Below are 15,126 nucleotides of genomic sequence, written 5' to 3' on the forward strand. Positions count from 1 at the left end.
GGCTGACGCGCGCGGCCCGACCGGCCCTGGGGCCATCGGTCAGGTCAGCGCCGGCTCCGCCTGATGTACGTCGATGTCGATGCTGTCGAGCAGCGACTCTTGGTGCTGGGCGGCGGCGTTGAGCGCGTCGTTCTCGTCCTGGATCCGTACGAGCTCGGATTCGAGGTCCTGGACGCGCTGCTGGAGCCGTCGCATCTCGGCGAGGAGTCGCGGGTCGGAACCGCCGACGTAACCGAGAAGCGCCTTTGCCATGATGGATGGTCCTCCACACTGAGTGACCGACCGATGCGGTGTGGGTCGTGAGGGAATGGCACCCGCGGTGTTTGGCAGTGCCCTGTATTCACTGCTCTTCTGCTGCCAAACAGCTCTGCCAAACAGCTAAGGTGCGCGGGGATTTCAGCGTCTCACCAAAAAGTTTGACGGTCAACACGATCACAGCCCGTGGGGAAGGACGGCCCAGGGGCGCGCGGCTTGGCGATCATGCGGCGCGACTCTCCTGCGGAACCCACGGAGGCGTGGAGATCATCCTTAGTGCCGCAGCCTGGCACGCCGACCGAATCTTGGCAACCACCCGGACATTCCGCAGGTCATTTCATGTGTACGCAGATGAGCGCCTGCTCCGTCACTCCATGCCACCCGTCGAACGCCCCCCGAACACAGCCCCCGGCGACGGACCCCGATCGACCCCGGATCAGCGGATCGCGAAGCCCTCATAACCACCCCGCGGGGTGTCCCAGATCTCAGTGACTCCGTCAACACGCCCGGGTGTGTCGTCCGAGCGCAGCCAGTCCAGCAGACGGTGGCAATTCTCACGTTGCCCCTCGGCCACGACCTGCACCCTGCCGTCGTCGAGATTGAGGGCGAATCCGGTGAGGCCGCCGATCTCCAGAGCGTTTGCCCTGGTGAACCAGCGGAACCCTACTTGCTGTACTCGGCCGCGTACCCAGGCGGTGAGCCGTACATCTTCGTTCATGCCCGCACGCTAACCGTCCAATTGCTCTCGGAGCACTTCCTGCCGGCAGGGCATGGACTACAGTCCCGTCGCAATAGCCTCACCCCATCGGGTGAGTCGCGTTGACGCCGAGAGCGGCGTCCAGACCGTCAGAAGGGCTCAGCAGATGGGACGCCACCGACGCTCCGCAGTAGCTCCTGCCGCTGAGTACCGTGCGGCGGGGGAGGCAGGCCGGCACCGGGGGACGCGTCGCGGGAAGCGGTCCGCCGCACCCGTCCGTACCGGGCTGATCGGCGTGTCCGCGGCCCTGGCCGTGGGCGCCGTGGCGGTCGCCTCCGGTCTGCTGCCCGGTGGCGACTCCTACAGCGTCGGCGGCGCCGCCGCCGACCAGGTGCGCACCAAGGGCGCCCCGGATCTGCTCACCCAGGGCGGCTCCACCACCGCGCCCGCGGACCGGGCCAGCCGGGGTGCGGAACGCGGCGACGGCCCGACGAAGACGGACTCCCCCTCCGGATCCCCGTCGTCCGCGACACCGTCACGGACGTCCGAGCCGACCGGGCAGGCGAAGCCGTCGCGGTCCTCGGCCTCCGCCGCGGCCGAGGAGAGCACCGCCCCGCCCGCGACCGAGAAGTCGTCGGCCGCACCGACGGCTTCGGCAGCCCGCACGTCCGCCGCTCCGTCGCCGACCGCGTCGTCCGCACAGGCCGCCGTGCTCGCGCTGGTCAACCAGGAGCGCGCGAAGGCCGGCTGCAGCCCGGTGACGGCCAGCGCCCCGCTGACCTCGCTCGCCCAGGACTTCAGCGACGACATGGCCGCCCGCGGCTTCTTCGACCACACCGACCCCGATGGACTGTCCCCCTGGGACCGCGCCGCGAAGGCCGGTGTGCAGGGGCTCGGCGGCGAGAACATCGCCCGCGGCCAGGCCACCGCGGAGGCGGTGATGGACTCCTGGATGAACAGTGACGGCCACCGGGCGAACATTCTCAACTGCGACTACACGACGCTCGGGGTCGGCGTGCACTACGGTGCGGGCGGCCCCTGGTGGACCCAGGACTTCGGCTTCTGAGCACCGCCTGCACACCCGCGTACCAAAAGAAAGCGCACCCCGGTGGTGAGCGCTGTGCGGGCGTACGCTGTTCGGCATGGACGAGAAGACCTGTCCGGACGCGCTCACCTTTGACGCGCTCGCCTTTGACGTGTTCTCCAGGCAGTGCCCCTCACGCGGCACCCTGGAGCATGTCACCGGGCGCTGGGGCAGCCTGACGCTGGGAGCCCTGTTCGAGGGGAGCTTCCGCTTCAACGAGCTGCGGCGCCGGGTCGACGGGGTGAGCGAGAAGATGCTCTCGCAGACGCTCCACGCCCTGGAGCGGGACGGGCTGGTCCACCGCGAGGCCCAGCCGACCAATCCGCCACGCGTCGACTACGAGCTGACGCCCCTGGGCCGGCAGGTCGCCGAGCGGCTGCTCGGCCTCATCGAACTCGTCGAGGGCCGAATGCCCGAGGTGCTCCTGGCCCGTGACCGTTACGACGAGGTCCACCCGAGCCCGGAGGCCCGGGACCGGGAAACCGTGCGCGGCGGTCGCTGACAGCGCGGGCAGAAGTAGCTGGAGCGGTTCATCCACGGGCGGCGGCGCATCGTCGTGCCGCACCGGCCGCAGGGTTCGCCCTCCCGTCCGTACGCGTCGAGTGAGCGGTCGAAGTAGCCGGACTCGCCGTTCACATTGACGTAGAGGCTGTCGAAGCTGGTGCCGCCCTGGTCCAGCGCCGCGGTCATCACGTCGCGGACGTGGCCCAGCAGCTCGGCCGACTTGGGGCGGGTGAGGGTCGCGGTCGGCCGGTCGTAGTGCAGCTTGGTGCGCCAGAGCGCCTCGTCCGCGTAGATGTTGCCGACTCCGCTGATCAGCGACTGGTCGAGGAGGGCGCGCTTGACCGTCGTGCGGCGCAGTCGCAGGGCCGTGTGGAACGCCGCGTCGTCGAACGCCGGGTCCAACGGGTCGCGGGCGATGTGCGCGATGGTCTCGGGCAGCCCGTCCGTGCTGTCGACGGCGCATTCGTGGACCGAGAGCCCGCCGAAGGTCCGCTGGTCCACGAAGCGCAGCTCGGTGCCGAGCGAGTCGGCGAAGCGGATCCGGATGCGCAGGTGCTTCTCGTCGGGGGCGTCCTGCGGCTGGACGAGCAGCTGGCCGCTCATGCCGAGGTGGCCCAGCAGCGAGCTGGACGCATCGTCCAGCGGCACCCACAGGTACTTGCCGCGGCGCATGGCCGTCCCGAAGCGGGCGCCGCCGAGCCGGGCCGCGAAATCCACCCCGCCCCCGAGGTGGCGGCGGACCGCGCGCGGATGCAGCACCTCGACGTCGTCGACGGTACGGCCGGCGACCCAGCGCTCAAGACCGCGTCGTACGACCTCGACCTCGGGCAGCTCGGGCACGGTGTCGCTCCTGGGGGTGTGGAAGGAGAAGGGGAACCGAAAAGAATCCGGAGCTGTGAAAAGAATATCCGGACAGGGAAAACCCCTCGGTGCGCGGGGCACCGAGGGGGTTCTCGGGTCAGGCCGGAGCGATGCCCGTGGAGGGCGTGGGGCCGGCAGGGGTGTCGGCGGCCCCTCCGTCGGCAGCGGCCTTCGCCGTTGCCGCCCGCGCCTCCGCGGCGGCGCTGATCTCGCGCCAGGCGGACTCCGCCGCCTGCTGCTCCGCTTCCTTCTTGCTACGGCCGGTGCCGGTGCCGTACGAGACACCACCGACGCGAGCAGCAGCAGTAAAGGTCTTCTCGTGGTCCGGGCCGGTCTCCGTGACGAGGTACTCGGGCACGCCGAGGCTCTCGCTCGCGGTGAGTTCCTGGAGGCTGGTCTTCCAGTCCAGGCCTGCGCCGAGGTTCGAGGACCTGTCGATCAGCGGGTCGAAGAGCCGGTGGACCAGCTCCGAGGCCGCGCTGAGACCCTGGTCGAGGTAGACCGCGCCGATCACCGCTTCAAGGGTGTCGGCGAGGATGGACGCCTTGTCCCTGCCGCCCGTGCCCTCTTCACCGCGGCCGAGCCGGATGAAGGAGCCGAGTTCGAGGCCGCGGCCCACTTCCGCAAGCGCACGCGAGTTGACCACCGCGGCCCGCAATTTGGCCAGCTGGCCTTCGGGCAGGTCGGGGTGGGTGCGGTACAGCGTGTCCGTGACCACCAGGCCGAGCACCGAGTCCCCGAGGAATTCGAGCCGCTCGTTGGTGGGCAGACCGCCGTTCTCGTACGCGTACGAACGATGGGTCAGCGCACGCACCAGAAGGGCGGACTCGAGGTGATATCCGAGCCGCCCTTCCAGAAGCGTGTGGGACGAGGCTGTGTTGACGTTGTCTGCCTGCTTCTTGGCGTTGGACAACTCAGACATCGGGCCTCTCACCAGCCGCTCAGACCTCGAGGACCTGGCGCTTGTTGTACGTGCCGCAGCTGGGGCACGCGATGTGCTGCAGCTTCGGCTCCTGGCAACGCTCGCACGAAACCAGGGTGGGGACCGCAGCCTTCCACTGCGACCGGCGGTGGCGCGTGTTGCTGCGCGACATCTTCCGCTTCGGAACAGCCACGGCTACTTCTCCTGCTTCTCGTCGACGCCCGCTTCGGCGCCGCCCATGTTGTCCTTCTCGCCGTCCTGAACGGTCTCGGCGAGTCCTTGCAATGCCGCCCAACGGATGTCGACGGCATCGTGGTGGTGACCGGGGTTCTCGTCCAGCCTGATTCCGCATTCGGAACACAGACCGGCGCAGGACTCCCGGCACACCGGCTGCATCGGCAGTGCGAGCACCACCGCATCACGCAGCACAGGTTCGAGGTCGAACAGGCCGTCCTCGATGTAGAGCCTGTCCTCGTCGTCCTCGGCGTCGTCGGCCGGTGCCGCCTTGCTGCGGCCCCGGTCATCGGCGTCAGGGTACGAGAACAGCTCCTGGAAGTCCGCCACGACCTCTTGGCGCAGCGGCTCCAGACACCTTACGCACTCCCCCTCGACCGACGCACGGGCGGTGCCTGTGACAAGCACACCCTCCATGACCGATTCGAGACGGAGGTCCAGCTCCACGGGTGCGCCTTCCGGCACACCGATGACTCCGTCGATGCCGAGGGCCGGTGTACCGGGCGCCTCCACCGAGCGGGTCAGCCGCTGGAGGGCACCGGGACGCCGACCCAGCTCGTGTGTGTCGAACACGAGGGGGTTTCGGTGGTCGAGGTGGCCGTTCAGGGCTTTTCCTGCTTTCGGAATCATGTGCGTCGCACGTCGCGGAAGGGCCGACCTGAATCGGGATCGAAACGGGCAGCCGGGATCGCGGACCTAGCGCGACCGAAGAGCCAGGATACTGGACGCGCCGCCCAGCTCCCAATCCGGTCCGCCCGCCCCCGATGCGGTGCGCCCAGCCACCCGATCCGGTCCGGTACCGGACGTCGGCCCGAACAGCCGCCGATCCGATCCCGGCGGTCCCCGGTCCGGTCCGGGGCCGGAAGTCCCCGGGCCGCCGTCCCGCCCGGTCAGCGCCCCTGTTCGTACCGGTGGAGCTGGTTCAGGTCGATCATGCTGGTGTCGAACAGGCTGGTCTCGTCGAGGGCGCTCTCGCCCTGCGGCTGGAGCGGCTGATGGGGCTGCACGGCCTGCTGCTGCCAGCCGTCGTACCCCTGGACCGGGACCTGGGACTGGCTCTGGTCGTAGTCCTGCTGCGGGTAGGCGGCGTCCTGCTGCTGGTAGGCGGCGTACGGGTCCGGCTGCTGCTGGTAGCCGTAGACGTCCTGCTGCGGCTGCTCCTGGTACGCGTACGTCTCCGCGTAGGCCGGCTGGGCCTGGGCGGGGAAGTGCGGCTGGACCTGCTGGTGCACCGGCTGCGGCTCCGGGGTGGTGAGCTCGGCGAGGCCGGCCCAGTGGTCCTCGTCGCTGATCCGCCCCTGGTTGCCCGCCGCGTCCTGGGCGGCCATGTGGGCGCCGAGTTCGTCGGTGGGAACCCGGCCGTGCAGCTTCTGCCGGCCGCGGCCGACCGCCTCCAGGGTCTTGGCCAGCACGGCCTCGAAGGCGCCGAGCTTGGTGTCGACGTACTCGTCGGCGCGGCGCTGCAGCGTGGCCGGGTCGGTGCTGCGCTCGGGGGCCTCGGCGAAGTCGGGATCCTCGTATCCCTGCTCGTCGAAGGCCTGGCCCCGGCCGAGCAGCTTCTCGCGGCCCCGGTCGACGGACCCGATGGTCTTGGTGAGGACGACCTCGAAGTTGGCGAGCTTGCTGTCGACGTACTCGTCGGCCTCGGCCCTGACCTCCTGGGCCTCCCGGCGGGCCTCGCCGAGCATGCGGTCGGCCTCGCTGCGGGCCTGCCTGGCGACCTCGGTCTCGGAGATCAGCGAGGTGCGCTCGGCGTGTGCGGTCTCGATGATCCGTCCGGCCTCCTGGCGGGCCTGCTCGGCCATCTGCTCCTGGCCGCCGATGAGCTCCTGGGCGTGGGCGAGCGAGCCGGGCAGGGCCTCGCGCACCTCTTCGAGCATCGCGAGCAGCTCGGCGCGGTTGATCACGCACGAGGCCGACATGGGCATGGACCGGGCGCTCCCGACCGCCTCGACGATCTCGTCCAGCTTCTTCTGCACGTCCACCGTGTGCTCGCCACTCTCTACAGCCGATTGGAGACGGACGGGACGACTGTACGGCCAGTCGGTGCCCGCCCGACACCTGGTGACGGAACGTCAGTGCTTCAGCGCTGGGCGAGACGCTCGGTGAGGGCGTCGTGGACCACCGGGGGCAGCAGGTGGGAGACGTCGCCGCCCCAGGTGGCGACCTCCTTGACCAGGGAGGACGACAGGAAGCTGTATGTGGGATTCGTCGGTACGAAAAGCGTCTCGACGCCGGAGAGGCCGTTGTTCATCTGGGCCATCTGGAGTTCGTAGTCGAAGTCGCTGACGGCCCGCAGGCCCTTCACGATCGCCGGGATGTCGCGCTGCTTGCAGAAGTCGACCAGGAGGCCGTGGAAGGACTCGACCTGGACGTTGCCGAATTCCGCGGTGACCTGACGGATCAGGTCGATCCGCTCCTCGATCGTGAACAGGCCCTTCTTGGACTGGTTGATCATCACCGCGACGTGTACGACGTCGTACAGCTTCGAGGCGCGGCCAATGATGTCGAGGTGTCCGTTGGTGATGGGGTCGAAGGACCCCGGACAGACGGCGCGGCGCAACTTGATTCCCTCGCTCTCCGGTCCGGTCATCGTGCGTCTTCGCACAGTGAGGCGGCGCGACCGTACCAAAGCGTTCCTTCGCCGTAGCGACGGGCCCGCAGTGGCTCGAATCCCTCGGGCCAGCCGAATTCTCCGCCTCTGGTGCTCCGTTCCACGGTGACGAGGGCATCGTCCGTGAGCCACCCCTGGGCACGGAGTGTGACGAGTATCTCGCCAAGATCGCCGTCGGTCACGGCATACGGCGGGTCCAGGAACACCACGTCGTACGGCGCCGCCGGCGCCGGGCCCGTCACGATCTGTTCGGCTCTGCCGGTGCGGACCTCGGCGCCGGGCAGGCCGAGCGTGCGGACGTTGTCCCGGACGGTGCGGACTGCCTTGGGGTCGGCCTCGACGAGCAGGGCGTGGACCGCGCCGCGGGAGAGCGCCTCCAGGCCGACGGCGCCCGAGCCCGCGTACAGATCCGCGATACGGGTGCCCTGGAAGCTGCCCAGCAGCGCCTCCCAGGTGGAGAAGAGGCCCTCGCGTGCACGGTCGGAGGTGGGGCGGGTGCCGGTGCCGGGCGGCACGGCCAGGCGGCGTCCGCCGGCCGAGCCGGCGATCACGCGGGTCATGGGTGTCTGGTCCTCGGTTCGTGGGCGGCCCACAGGGTGCTGCGGCGCCGTGCCCCCACGATATGGCGTCGGGACGGATCGGGCCCGCGCACCCGTCACCCCTTGTCGAGGTACTGCTCGCGTTCCTTGTCGAGCAGCGCGTCCAGCGCGGTCCGCAGCTCGGGCAGGTGCTCCAGATCCGGGTCGGCGGCGACGACCGCGGCGGCCTCCTCGCGGGCGGCGGCGATGACCTCCTCGTCGTCGATGACGGTGAGCATCCGCAGCGAGGAACGGACCCCGGACTGGGCCTGGCCGAGGACATCGCCCTCGCGGCGCTGTTCGAGGTCGATCCGGGACAGTTCGAAGCCGTCGAGCGTGGCGGCGACGGCCGAGAGCCGGGCCCGGGCCGGACTGGCCTCGTGGGCCTCGCTGACCAGCAGGCAGAGTCCGGCGGCGGAGCCGCGGCCGACCCGGCCGCGCAGCTGGTGCAGCTGGGACACCCCGAACCGGTCGGCGTCCATGATCACCATGACGGTGGCGTTGGGGACGTTGACCCCGACCTCGATGACCGTGGTGGCGACGAGGACGTCGACCTGGCCCGCGGCGAACCGCCGCATCACGTCGTCCTTGTCGTCGGGGTTCATCCTGCCGTGCAGCACCTCGACGCGCAGGCCGGCGAGCGGGCCCTCGGCGAGCTGTGCGGCGATCTCCAGGACGGCGAGCGGCGGTCGCTTCTCGCCGTCCTCCTCGGCCGTCTTCTTCCCCTTCGTGCCCGCCGGCTCGTCCTCGGCGTCGTCGCCGATGCGGGGGCAGACGACGTAGCCCTGGTGCCCCTTCTCCACTTCTTCCCGGACGCGCTCCCAGGCGCGGCTGAGGAAGTGCGGCTTGTCCTTGGCGGGTACGACATGGCTGGCGATCGGCGAGCGGCCGGCCGGGAGCTGGTCCAGTACGGAGGTCTCCAGGTCGCCGAAGACGGTCATGGCGACCGTGCGGGGAATCGGGGTCGCCGTCATGACGAGCAGGTGCGGCGGCTGCTGCCCCTTCGAGCGCAGGGCGTCGCGCTGCTCCACGCCGAAGCGGTGCTGTTCGTCGACGACGACCAGGCCCAGGTCGTGGAACCGCACCTTGTCCTCGATCAGCGCGTGTGTGCCGATCACGATCCCGGCCTCGCCGGTGACGAGGTCGAGCAGTGCCCGGCGGCGGGCCGCCACTCCCATGGAACCGGTGAGCAGCACCACCTTCGTGCCCTGCTCGGAGCCGCCGAGCATGCCTCCCTCGGCCAGCTCGCCCATCATTTCGGTGATGGACCGGTGGTGCTGCTGGGCGAGCACCTCGGTGGGCGCGAGCATGGCGGCCTGCCCGCCCGCGTCGACGACGCCCAGCATCGCGCGCAGCGCGACCATCGTCTTGCCACTGCCCACCTCGCCCTGGAGCAGCCGGTGCATCGGGTGCTCGGCCGCCAGGTCGTCGAAGATCTCCTCGGAGACCTTCTCCTGGCCCTCCGTGAGGGTGAACGGCAGCTTGGCGTCGAAGGCGTCGAGCAGTCCGCCGGCCCGGCGTCCGCGGGCCACGGCCGGGAGCTGGGTGTCGGCGTGTCTGCGGCGGGCCAGCGCGACCTGGAGGACGAACGCCTCGTCCCACTTCAGCCGGTCCCTGGCCTGCGCGATGTCCGCCTTGGTCTGCGGCCGGTGGACCTTCAGCAGCGCTTCCGGGAGCGGAGTGAAACCGCGGCCCTCGCGCAGAGCGGGCGGCAGCGGGTCGACGGCCTCCCGCGCGCTCGGCAGCACGGTGTCGACGGCCTTGGCGATCCGCCACGAGTCCATCTGCTTGCAGGCCGGGTAGATCGGCAGGAGGCGCCCGGCGAAGGCGTCCACCGCCTCGGTGGCCTCGGCCCCGTCGATGGACTCGGTGTCCAGCAGCTGGTACGTCGGGTGGGCCAGCTGCATCTTCCGGTTGAAGACGGAGACCTTGCCCGCGAACATGGCCCGGCGGCCGGGCAGCAGCTCCTTGTGCGGCTTGTGGACGCCATGGCCGAAGAAGACCAGCTGGAGACGGCCGCTGCCGTCGGTGAGGGTCACTTCGAGGCGTTTGCCGCGGCCGTTGTTGAACATCATGACGCGGGCGTCGGCGACCTGGGCGACCACCGTCACGTGCTCCTCCAGTGGGAGGTCGGTCAACGCCGTGAGCCGGCCGCGCTCCTCGTACCGGCGCGGGTAGTGGTGCAGCAGATCACCGACCGTGTGCAGGTCGAGGTGGTCGGCCATCACCTTCGCGGTGGCTCCGCCGAGCAGCTTCTTGAGGGGTTCATCGAACGCGGACACGCGATCCATTGCACACCACACCACTGACAGATGTCCGGCGGGCACCACGCGGAACGCCGGAATCCCCTGGTGAGAAGGATCGCCACGCCTCTAGGATCGGCTCCCCCGCTTCCGGCTCGCGATCACCTTCGAGGGATCGCCCGACCCGCGCCGTCGCCCGTCCCCCCACCGGCGCTGCGACGATGACATCTGACACCTCAGCGAACTCCGCGCCCTCCGAACACTCCGATTCCTTCTCCGGCTCCGGCCGTTCCCCGCACACCTTCCAGGTGGATCTGCGCGGACTGGTCGACCTCCTCTCCCACCATCTCTACTCCTCACCCCGTGTCTACCTCCGTGAGCTGCTGCAGAACGCGGTGGACGCGATCACGGCCCGCCGCGCCGAGCAGCCGGACGCGCCCGCCCTGGTGCGGCTGTACGCGGACGGCGGACGGCTGCGGGTCGAGGACAGCGGGATCGGTCTGACCGAGACCGATGTGCACAGCCTGCTCGCGACGATCGGCCGCAGTTCCAAACGCGACGGCGCCGAGGGACTGGCCTCGGCACGCGCCGAGTTCCTCGGCCAGTTCGGTATCGGCCTGCTGGCCTGCTTCGTCGTCGCGGCCGAGATCCGGGTGGTCAGCCGGTCGGCGCGGACGCCCGGTGCGCCGCCCGTGGAGTGGTGCGCCCGCGACGACGGTTCGTACACCGTCCGTACGCTGCCCGACAGCGCCCGCCCGGAGCCCGGCACCACCGTGCACCTGACCGCCCGTGCCGGCAGCGGGGAGTGGCTCGCCGAGGAGCGGGTCCTCGCCCTCGCCCGTGACTTCGGTTCGCTCCTGCCGTACGACGTACGGGTCGGCGAGGCCGCCGTCACCGATCTACCGGCGCCGTGGGACCGTCCGTGTCCGAGCCCGGCCGCGCGGCGGGTGGCACTCGCCCGCCACTGCCACGAGCAGTTCGGTTTCTCGCCACTGGACGCGATCGATCTGGATCTGCCGCTCGCCGGGATCCGCGGTGTCGCCTACGTGCTGCCGTCCGCCGTGAGTCCGGCGCAGCGCGCGGGCCACCGGGTGCATCTGAAGGGGATGCTGCTGACGGAACGGGCCGAGGAACTGCTCCCCGACTGGGCGTTCTTCGTGCGCTGTGTCATCGACACGGACAGTCTGCGGCCCACCGCGTCGCGCGAGGCGCTGTACGCGGACGAGACCCTCTCCGCCGTACGGGAGGCGCTCGGCGACCGGATCAGGGGCTGGCTCACGGGGCTCGCAGCCGGTGATCCGGAGCGGCTCGCGGAGTTCCTCTCCGTACACCATCTCGGGGTGAAGTCGCTCGCCCGGCACGACAGCGACATGCTGCGCACGATGCTGCCGTGGCTGCCGTTCGAGACGACGGACGGGCGTCTGTCACTGGAGGAGTTCGCCCGGCGCCATCCGGTGGTGCACTTCACGCGGACCGTGGAGGAGTTCCGGCAGGTCGCGCCGATCGCGTCCGCGCAGGGCATCGGGGTGGTCAACGGCGGCTACACGTACGACACCGAACTGGTCGAGCGGCTGCCCTCGGTCCGGCCGGGTACCACGGTCGCGGAGCTGGACGCCGATACCGTCACCGCGCATCTGGACTCCGTCGATCCGGAGCAGGAGCTGGCGCTCGGTGCCTTCCTGGCCACGGCCCGCACCAGGCTGGACCCGCTCGGCTGCGACGTGGCGCTGCGCGCCTTCCATCCGCTGACCGTGCCCGCGCTGCATCTCGACGACCGCGCGGCCCGTCATGAGCAGGCCCGTGCCGAGGCGGAGGAACAGGCGGACGATCTGTGGGCGGGCATTCTCGGCTCGCTGCGCGGCAGTGCGCCGCGCGCCCGGCTCGTGCTGAACCATCTCAATCCGCTGATCCGGCGGATCAGTTCGCTGGACAGTCCGGAGCTGGCCGCGACCGCGACGGAGGCACTGTACGGGCAGGCGCTGCTGATGGCGCAGCGCCCGCTGCGGCCCGCCGATTCCGCGCTGCTGAACCGGGCGTTCCTCGGCCTGCTGGAGTGGGCCACCCATCCCGCACCACCAGGACACTCCCCCGCGGACCCCCAGGAGGACAGCCGATGAGTCCCGACGTCACCACGATCCGCCGGGCCCTGCGGGAGAACGAGGAGGAGCCGGAGGGCCCCGCGCGCAACGCCCGCGCGGAACGGCTGCTGACCGAGGCCGAGCAGACCGGGGACAGCGCCCTGGTCGTCGAGGCGCTCACCCACCAGATGCAGGCCTACAACTACAGCTCCGAGAAGGACAAGATGTTCGTGCCCTTCGCGCGGCTGCTGCGCATGTGGGACGAACAGCCGGGCGTGTTCAGCGAGTACATGACCCACCATCTGTTCTGGATGTTCAAGTGGGTCTCCAGCTCCATGACCGACCAGCCGCACATCCCGCTCGCCGCCATCGAGAAGTGGCAGGGCGAGATGGAGCACCGCTACCGGCTCGCCGGTCATTCCGAACGCGCCGTGCGCCAGGGCGAGCTGGAGATCGCCCGGCATGTGGGCGATCTGGCGCGGGCCGAGCGCGCGTATGCCGCCTGGCAGGCGGCCGACCGGGACCGGATGGCCAACTGCCACGCCTGTGAGCTGCACGAGCAGGGCGACTGGCAGGTGCTGCGGGGCCTGGACGCCGAGGCCCTGGAAACCTGGGCCCCGGTGCTGGGCGGCGAGCACACCTGCGCCCACGAGCCCCATGCCGTGCTGGCGGCCTCGCTGCTCCCGCTGCTGCGGACGGGCCGTGCGGAGCAGGCCCGCGCCCATCATCTGCGCGGGTACCGGCTGGTCCGGCCGATGGAGAGCATGCGCAACTCGGTGGCCCGGCACATCGAGTTCTGCGCCCTGACCGGCAACGAGGCCCGAGCCCTGGAGATCATCGCCGAGCGGCCCGCGTACTTCACCGACAGCGGTAACCCCGGCAGCCTGATGGACTTCCTGGCCGTCACCGCCCTGCTGATGGACCGGCTGACCTCGCGCGGCCACGGCGGGCAGTCGGTGCCGGGGCCCGCGGGAACCGACTGGACCGCCTCCGCGCTGGCCGCACACGCCCGTACGCGGGCACTCGCGCTGGCGGCCCGGTTCGACGAGCGCAACGGGACGGCGCACGTCAGTGGGCTGGTACGGGAGTGCCTGGACCGGCAGCCGCTGCTGGAACGGCTTCCGCTCGGCGTACGGGCCGTGCGCCTCACCGCTCCGCCCGAGGAGCCGTACACCGCCCCGGGAACGGCTCCCCGGACGCGGACGGACGCACCGTCCGACCTGCCCGGTCTGCTGGCCGAGGCCCACCGCCTCTCCGAGGCCCAGCACCCACACGCCGCGGCTGCCTGGCGGGCCGTCGCCCGCCGGGCCGACGCGTCGGACGGCGGCGCGGCCGGGCTGTCCGACCACGACCGCGCCTGCGTCGAGGACCACCGGGCGATGGACGGTTCCCTGCCGCCCGCCGAGGCGACGGCGGCTTTCGAGGCTGCCGCCGCCCTGTACGAGGCGGCGGGTGACCCGGGCGAGGCCGTGGCCGCGGCGGCCCGGGCGGCGTACGCCCGCTCGCTGGAGCCCGGCCACGCCGACGGGGCCCTGGCCGAGATCGCCTCGGGTCTGGAACGGGTCCTCGCTCTGCGCGCCCGGGGCGAGGCCACCGCCCGTCAGGCGGGCGCGGTGCTGGCGTGCCGGGCCCGTGTGCTCGGCAGGCTGGTGCAGGAAGCCACGGACGAGGAGTCCGCCGGGGCCGCCGTCGCCGGCCTCGAACAGGGCGCGCGGGAACTGCTCGCGTTCGCCGAGCCCCTGCGTCCGGAGGACAGGACGGCCATCCGGATCGCGGAGGCGCTGGACCTTCTCGGTGACGTCGCCGCGTACCGGGGCGACGTCCCGGGCGCGTCGGAGCTGTACGAGCGGGCCGCCGCCGGGGCCCATGCCGCCGGGCTGCCGTGGTACGCCGTCGAGTACGAGGCCAAGACGGCCGGTATCGCCGCCCAGGCCGGCGACCTCGCGCGGGCGGAACGCGCCGCACGGGCCGCCCTGGCACACGGGGCGGAGTTCGTCACGGCGCCCGGAAGGGCCCGGCTGCATCTCCGGCTCGCCGAAATCCTCGGTGAAACCGGGCAGTTCGACGAGGCGACCGGGCACGCGCTGGACGCCTCGCACTGGGCCGACGAGTCGGGTGAGAGCGCGACACTCGGGGTCCACGCCCGCCATCAGCTCGGCGGCTGGCTGCTGAGGCTGGGCCGGGCCGCGGAGGCGGCGGCCGTGCTGGAGGCCGTGCTGCCGGACATCACAGCCGAGGAGCACGGCGACGGCATGGTCGTCCAGACGCTCTGGTGGCTCGGTGACTCCCTCACCGCGCTCGACGAGCCGCGGGACGCGGCGCGGCACTGGCTGGAGGCGGCGGACATCGCCCGCCACTGGCCCGAGCAGCAGGACCACGCCATGCTCGCCCATCGTGCCGCGCAGGCGCTCTACCAGTCCGGTCTCGACTCCGAGGCGGAGCAGGCGTACGCGAGGGCCGGGGAGCTCTGGCGCGCGCTGGGCGACGTCCCCGCGCTGGTCCGGACGCTGCGGGTGCGGGCCTGGATCGCGATCCGGGAGGGCCGGCCGGGACCGGAGGCGGCACGGGCGTTCATGGCGGCGGCGGCGCGGGAGTGCGAGGCTGCGCTGGAGGCCCGCCCCGTGGAGGAGGCACCCGGGCTGCTGGCGGAACTCGCGGACACCCACCGCCAGACCGGCGAGTTGATCGCCCATGTCTGCGAGGGCGAGCCGGGTGCGGCGCCGGAGTTCGAGGAGGCGCTCGGTCATGTGCACCGGGCGGTCGCCGGTTTCACGGAGGCGGGCCCGGACTTCCTCGACCTGCGCACGGCCGCCGAGCTGATGGCGGCGTGGCTGGAGGCGGACCTGAACCGTCCGGACGCCGCCCGGACGCGGGCCCGGGGCGTCCTTGACGCGTACGGGGCCGGGGAACCGGACGAGACGGGCCGGGCCCGCCGGGCGGAGGCGGAGGCGCTGCTGGCGTACGTGGACGGGCGTCCGGGCGCGTCCAACACCTGAGAGCCCCCGCGGGGCGGACCGGGCGCCGGACCGGCTCGATCCGCACCGCGGTGCGGATCG

General features: G+C 71.4%; 14 protein-coding genes. 4 read left to right on the forward strand and 10 right to left on the reverse strand.

Annotated elements, in window-relative coordinates; genetic code table 11:
• Nucleotides 1-39 precede the first annotated feature (39 nt).
• Both ACFVUT_RS32640 and ACFVUT_RS32645 read right to left on the reverse strand, forming a co-directional pair.
• Nucleotides 40-252 carry a hypothetical protein gene (locus ACFVUT_RS32640; protein WP_389657514.1) on the reverse strand — a complete coding sequence of 71 codons (213 nt, stop codon included), beginning with the start codon at nucleotides 250-252 and terminating at the stop codon, nucleotides 40-42.
• A gap of 439 nt (nucleotides 253-691) precedes the next feature.
• Complete coding sequence (locus ACFVUT_RS32645) at nucleotides 692-973, reverse strand: acylphosphatase (RefSeq protein WP_389657512.1); 282 nt, start codon at nucleotides 971-973, stop codon at nucleotides 692-694.
• A gap of 145 nt (nucleotides 974-1,118) precedes the next feature.
• Here ACFVUT_RS32645 and ACFVUT_RS32650 point away from each other — a divergent pair, with 145 nt between their 5' ends.
• On the forward strand, nucleotides 1,119-2,018 hold the full coding sequence (locus tag ACFVUT_RS32650; RefSeq protein WP_389657509.1) for a CAP domain-containing protein: 900 nt from the start codon (nucleotides 1,119-1,121) through the stop codon (nucleotides 2,016-2,018).
• A gap of 76 nt (nucleotides 2,019-2,094) precedes the next feature.
• Complete coding sequence (locus ACFVUT_RS32655) at nucleotides 2,095-2,538, forward strand: winged helix-turn-helix transcriptional regulator (protein WP_389657506.1); 444 nt, start codon at nucleotides 2,095-2,097, stop codon at nucleotides 2,536-2,538.
• Here the strand turns inward: ACFVUT_RS32655 and mutM are convergent.
• The 8 genes from mutM to recG all read right to left on the reverse strand — a co-directional run bounded on the left by mutM (nucleotide 2,475) and on the right by recG (nucleotide 10,040).
• On the reverse strand, nucleotides 2,475-3,380 hold the full coding sequence (gene mutM, locus ACFVUT_RS32660; RefSeq protein ID WP_389657503.1) for a bifunctional DNA-formamidopyrimidine glycosylase/DNA-(apurinic or apyrimidinic site) lyase: 906 nt from the start codon (nucleotides 3,378-3,380) through the stop codon (nucleotides 2,475-2,477). The two genes, ACFVUT_RS32655 and mutM, sit on opposite strands and share 64 nt — an antisense overlap.
• 118 nt (nucleotides 3,381-3,498) lie before the next feature.
• Nucleotides 3,499-4,323, reverse strand: a complete 825-nt coding sequence (gene rnc / locus ACFVUT_RS32665; RefSeq protein ID WP_389657500.1) for a ribonuclease III — start codon at nucleotides 4,321-4,323, stop codon at nucleotides 3,499-3,501.
• A gap of 19 nt (nucleotides 4,324-4,342) precedes the next feature.
• Entirely contained in the window at nucleotides 4,343-4,516 is a 174-nt protein-coding gene (gene rpmF / locus ACFVUT_RS32670) for a 50S ribosomal protein L32 (RefSeq protein WP_003965982.1), read from the reverse strand.
• A gap of 2 nt (nucleotides 4,517-4,518) precedes the next feature.
• Nucleotides 4,519-5,187 (reverse strand): YceD family protein, encoded by a 669-nt coding sequence (locus tag ACFVUT_RS32675; RefSeq protein ID WP_389657497.1) that lies wholly within the window; start codon nucleotides 5,185-5,187, stop codon nucleotides 4,519-4,521.
• A gap of 260 nt (nucleotides 5,188-5,447) precedes the next feature.
• Entirely contained in the window at nucleotides 5,448-6,542 is a 1,095-nt protein-coding gene (locus ACFVUT_RS32680; protein WP_389657494.1) for a cell division initiation protein, read from the reverse strand.
• A gap of 98 nt (nucleotides 6,543-6,640) precedes the next feature.
• Nucleotides 6,641-7,120, reverse strand: a complete 480-nt coding sequence (coaD, locus tag ACFVUT_RS32685) for a pantetheine-phosphate adenylyltransferase (RefSeq protein ID WP_389657699.1) — start codon at nucleotides 7,118-7,120, stop codon at nucleotides 6,641-6,643.
• Nucleotides 7,121-7,146: 26 nt separating this feature from the next.
• Entirely contained in the window at nucleotides 7,147-7,731 is a 585-nt protein-coding gene (gene rsmD, locus ACFVUT_RS32690) for a 16S rRNA (guanine(966)-N(2))-methyltransferase RsmD (RefSeq protein WP_389657491.1), read from the reverse strand.
• Between the two features lie 95 nt (nucleotides 7,732-7,826).
• A complete protein-coding gene (gene recG, locus ACFVUT_RS32695; protein ID WP_389657488.1) occupies nucleotides 7,827-10,040 on the reverse strand; it encodes an ATP-dependent DNA helicase RecG in 2,214 nt (737 codons plus the stop codon).
• Nucleotides 10,041-10,213: 173 nt separating this feature from the next.
• Between recG and ACFVUT_RS32700 the strand changes: the two genes are divergently transcribed.
• Nucleotides 10,214-12,109: an HSP90 family protein gene (locus ACFVUT_RS32700; RefSeq protein WP_389657486.1), complete on the forward strand. Its 1,896-nt coding sequence runs from the start codon at nucleotides 10,214-10,216 to the stop codon at nucleotides 12,107-12,109.
• A complete protein-coding gene (locus tag ACFVUT_RS32705; RefSeq protein WP_389657483.1) occupies nucleotides 12,106-15,066 on the forward strand; it encodes a tetratricopeptide repeat protein in 2,961 nt (986 codons plus the stop codon). Before ACFVUT_RS32700 ends, ACFVUT_RS32705 begins: the two co-directional genes overlap by 4 nt.
• Nucleotides 15,067-15,126 lie beyond the last annotated feature (60 nt).

This window comes from Streptomyces sp. NPDC058051 (assembly GCF_042885475.1).
Lineage (GTDB): Bacteria > Actinomycetota > Actinomycetes > Streptomycetales > Streptomycetaceae > Streptomyces.

What these genes read in the sequence shown, in the direction of transcription:
- ACFVUT_RS32640 (WP_389657514.1), bottom strand. Translation starts at nt 252, where the DNA reads ATGGCAAAGGCGCTTCTCGGTTACGTCGGCGGTTCCGACCCGCGACTC.
- ACFVUT_RS32645 (WP_389657512.1), bottom strand. Translation starts at nt 973, where the DNA reads ATGAACGAAGATGTACGGCTCACCGCCTGGGTACGCGGCCGAGTACAG.
- ACFVUT_RS32650 (WP_389657509.1), top strand. Translation starts at nt 1,119, where the DNA reads ATGGGACGCCACCGACGCTCCGCAGTAGCTCCTGCCGCTGAGTACCGT.
- ACFVUT_RS32655 (WP_389657506.1), top strand. Translation starts at nt 2,095, where the DNA reads ATGGACGAGAAGACCTGTCCGGACGCGCTCACCTTTGACGCGCTCGCC.
- rnc (WP_389657500.1), bottom strand. Translation starts at nt 4,323, where the DNA reads ATGTCTGAGTTGTCCAACGCCAAGAAGCAGGCAGACAACGTCAACACA.
- ACFVUT_RS32675 (WP_389657497.1), bottom strand. Translation starts at nt 5,187, where the DNA reads ATGATTCCGAAAGCAGGAAAAGCCCTGAACGGCCACCTCGACCACCGA.
- rsmD (WP_389657491.1), bottom strand. Translation starts at nt 7,731, where the DNA reads ATGACCCGCGTGATCGCCGGCTCGGCCGGCGGACGCCGCCTGGCCGTG.
- recG (WP_389657488.1), bottom strand. Translation starts at nt 10,040, where the DNA reads ATGGATCGCGTGTCCGCGTTCGATGAACCCCTCAAGAAGCTGCTCGGC.
- ACFVUT_RS32700 (WP_389657486.1), top strand. Translation starts at nt 10,214, where the DNA reads ATGACATCTGACACCTCAGCGAACTCCGCGCCCTCCGAACACTCCGAT.
- ACFVUT_RS32705 (WP_389657483.1), top strand. Translation starts at nt 12,106, where the DNA reads ATGAGTCCCGACGTCACCACGATCCGCCGGGCCCTGCGGGAGAACGAG.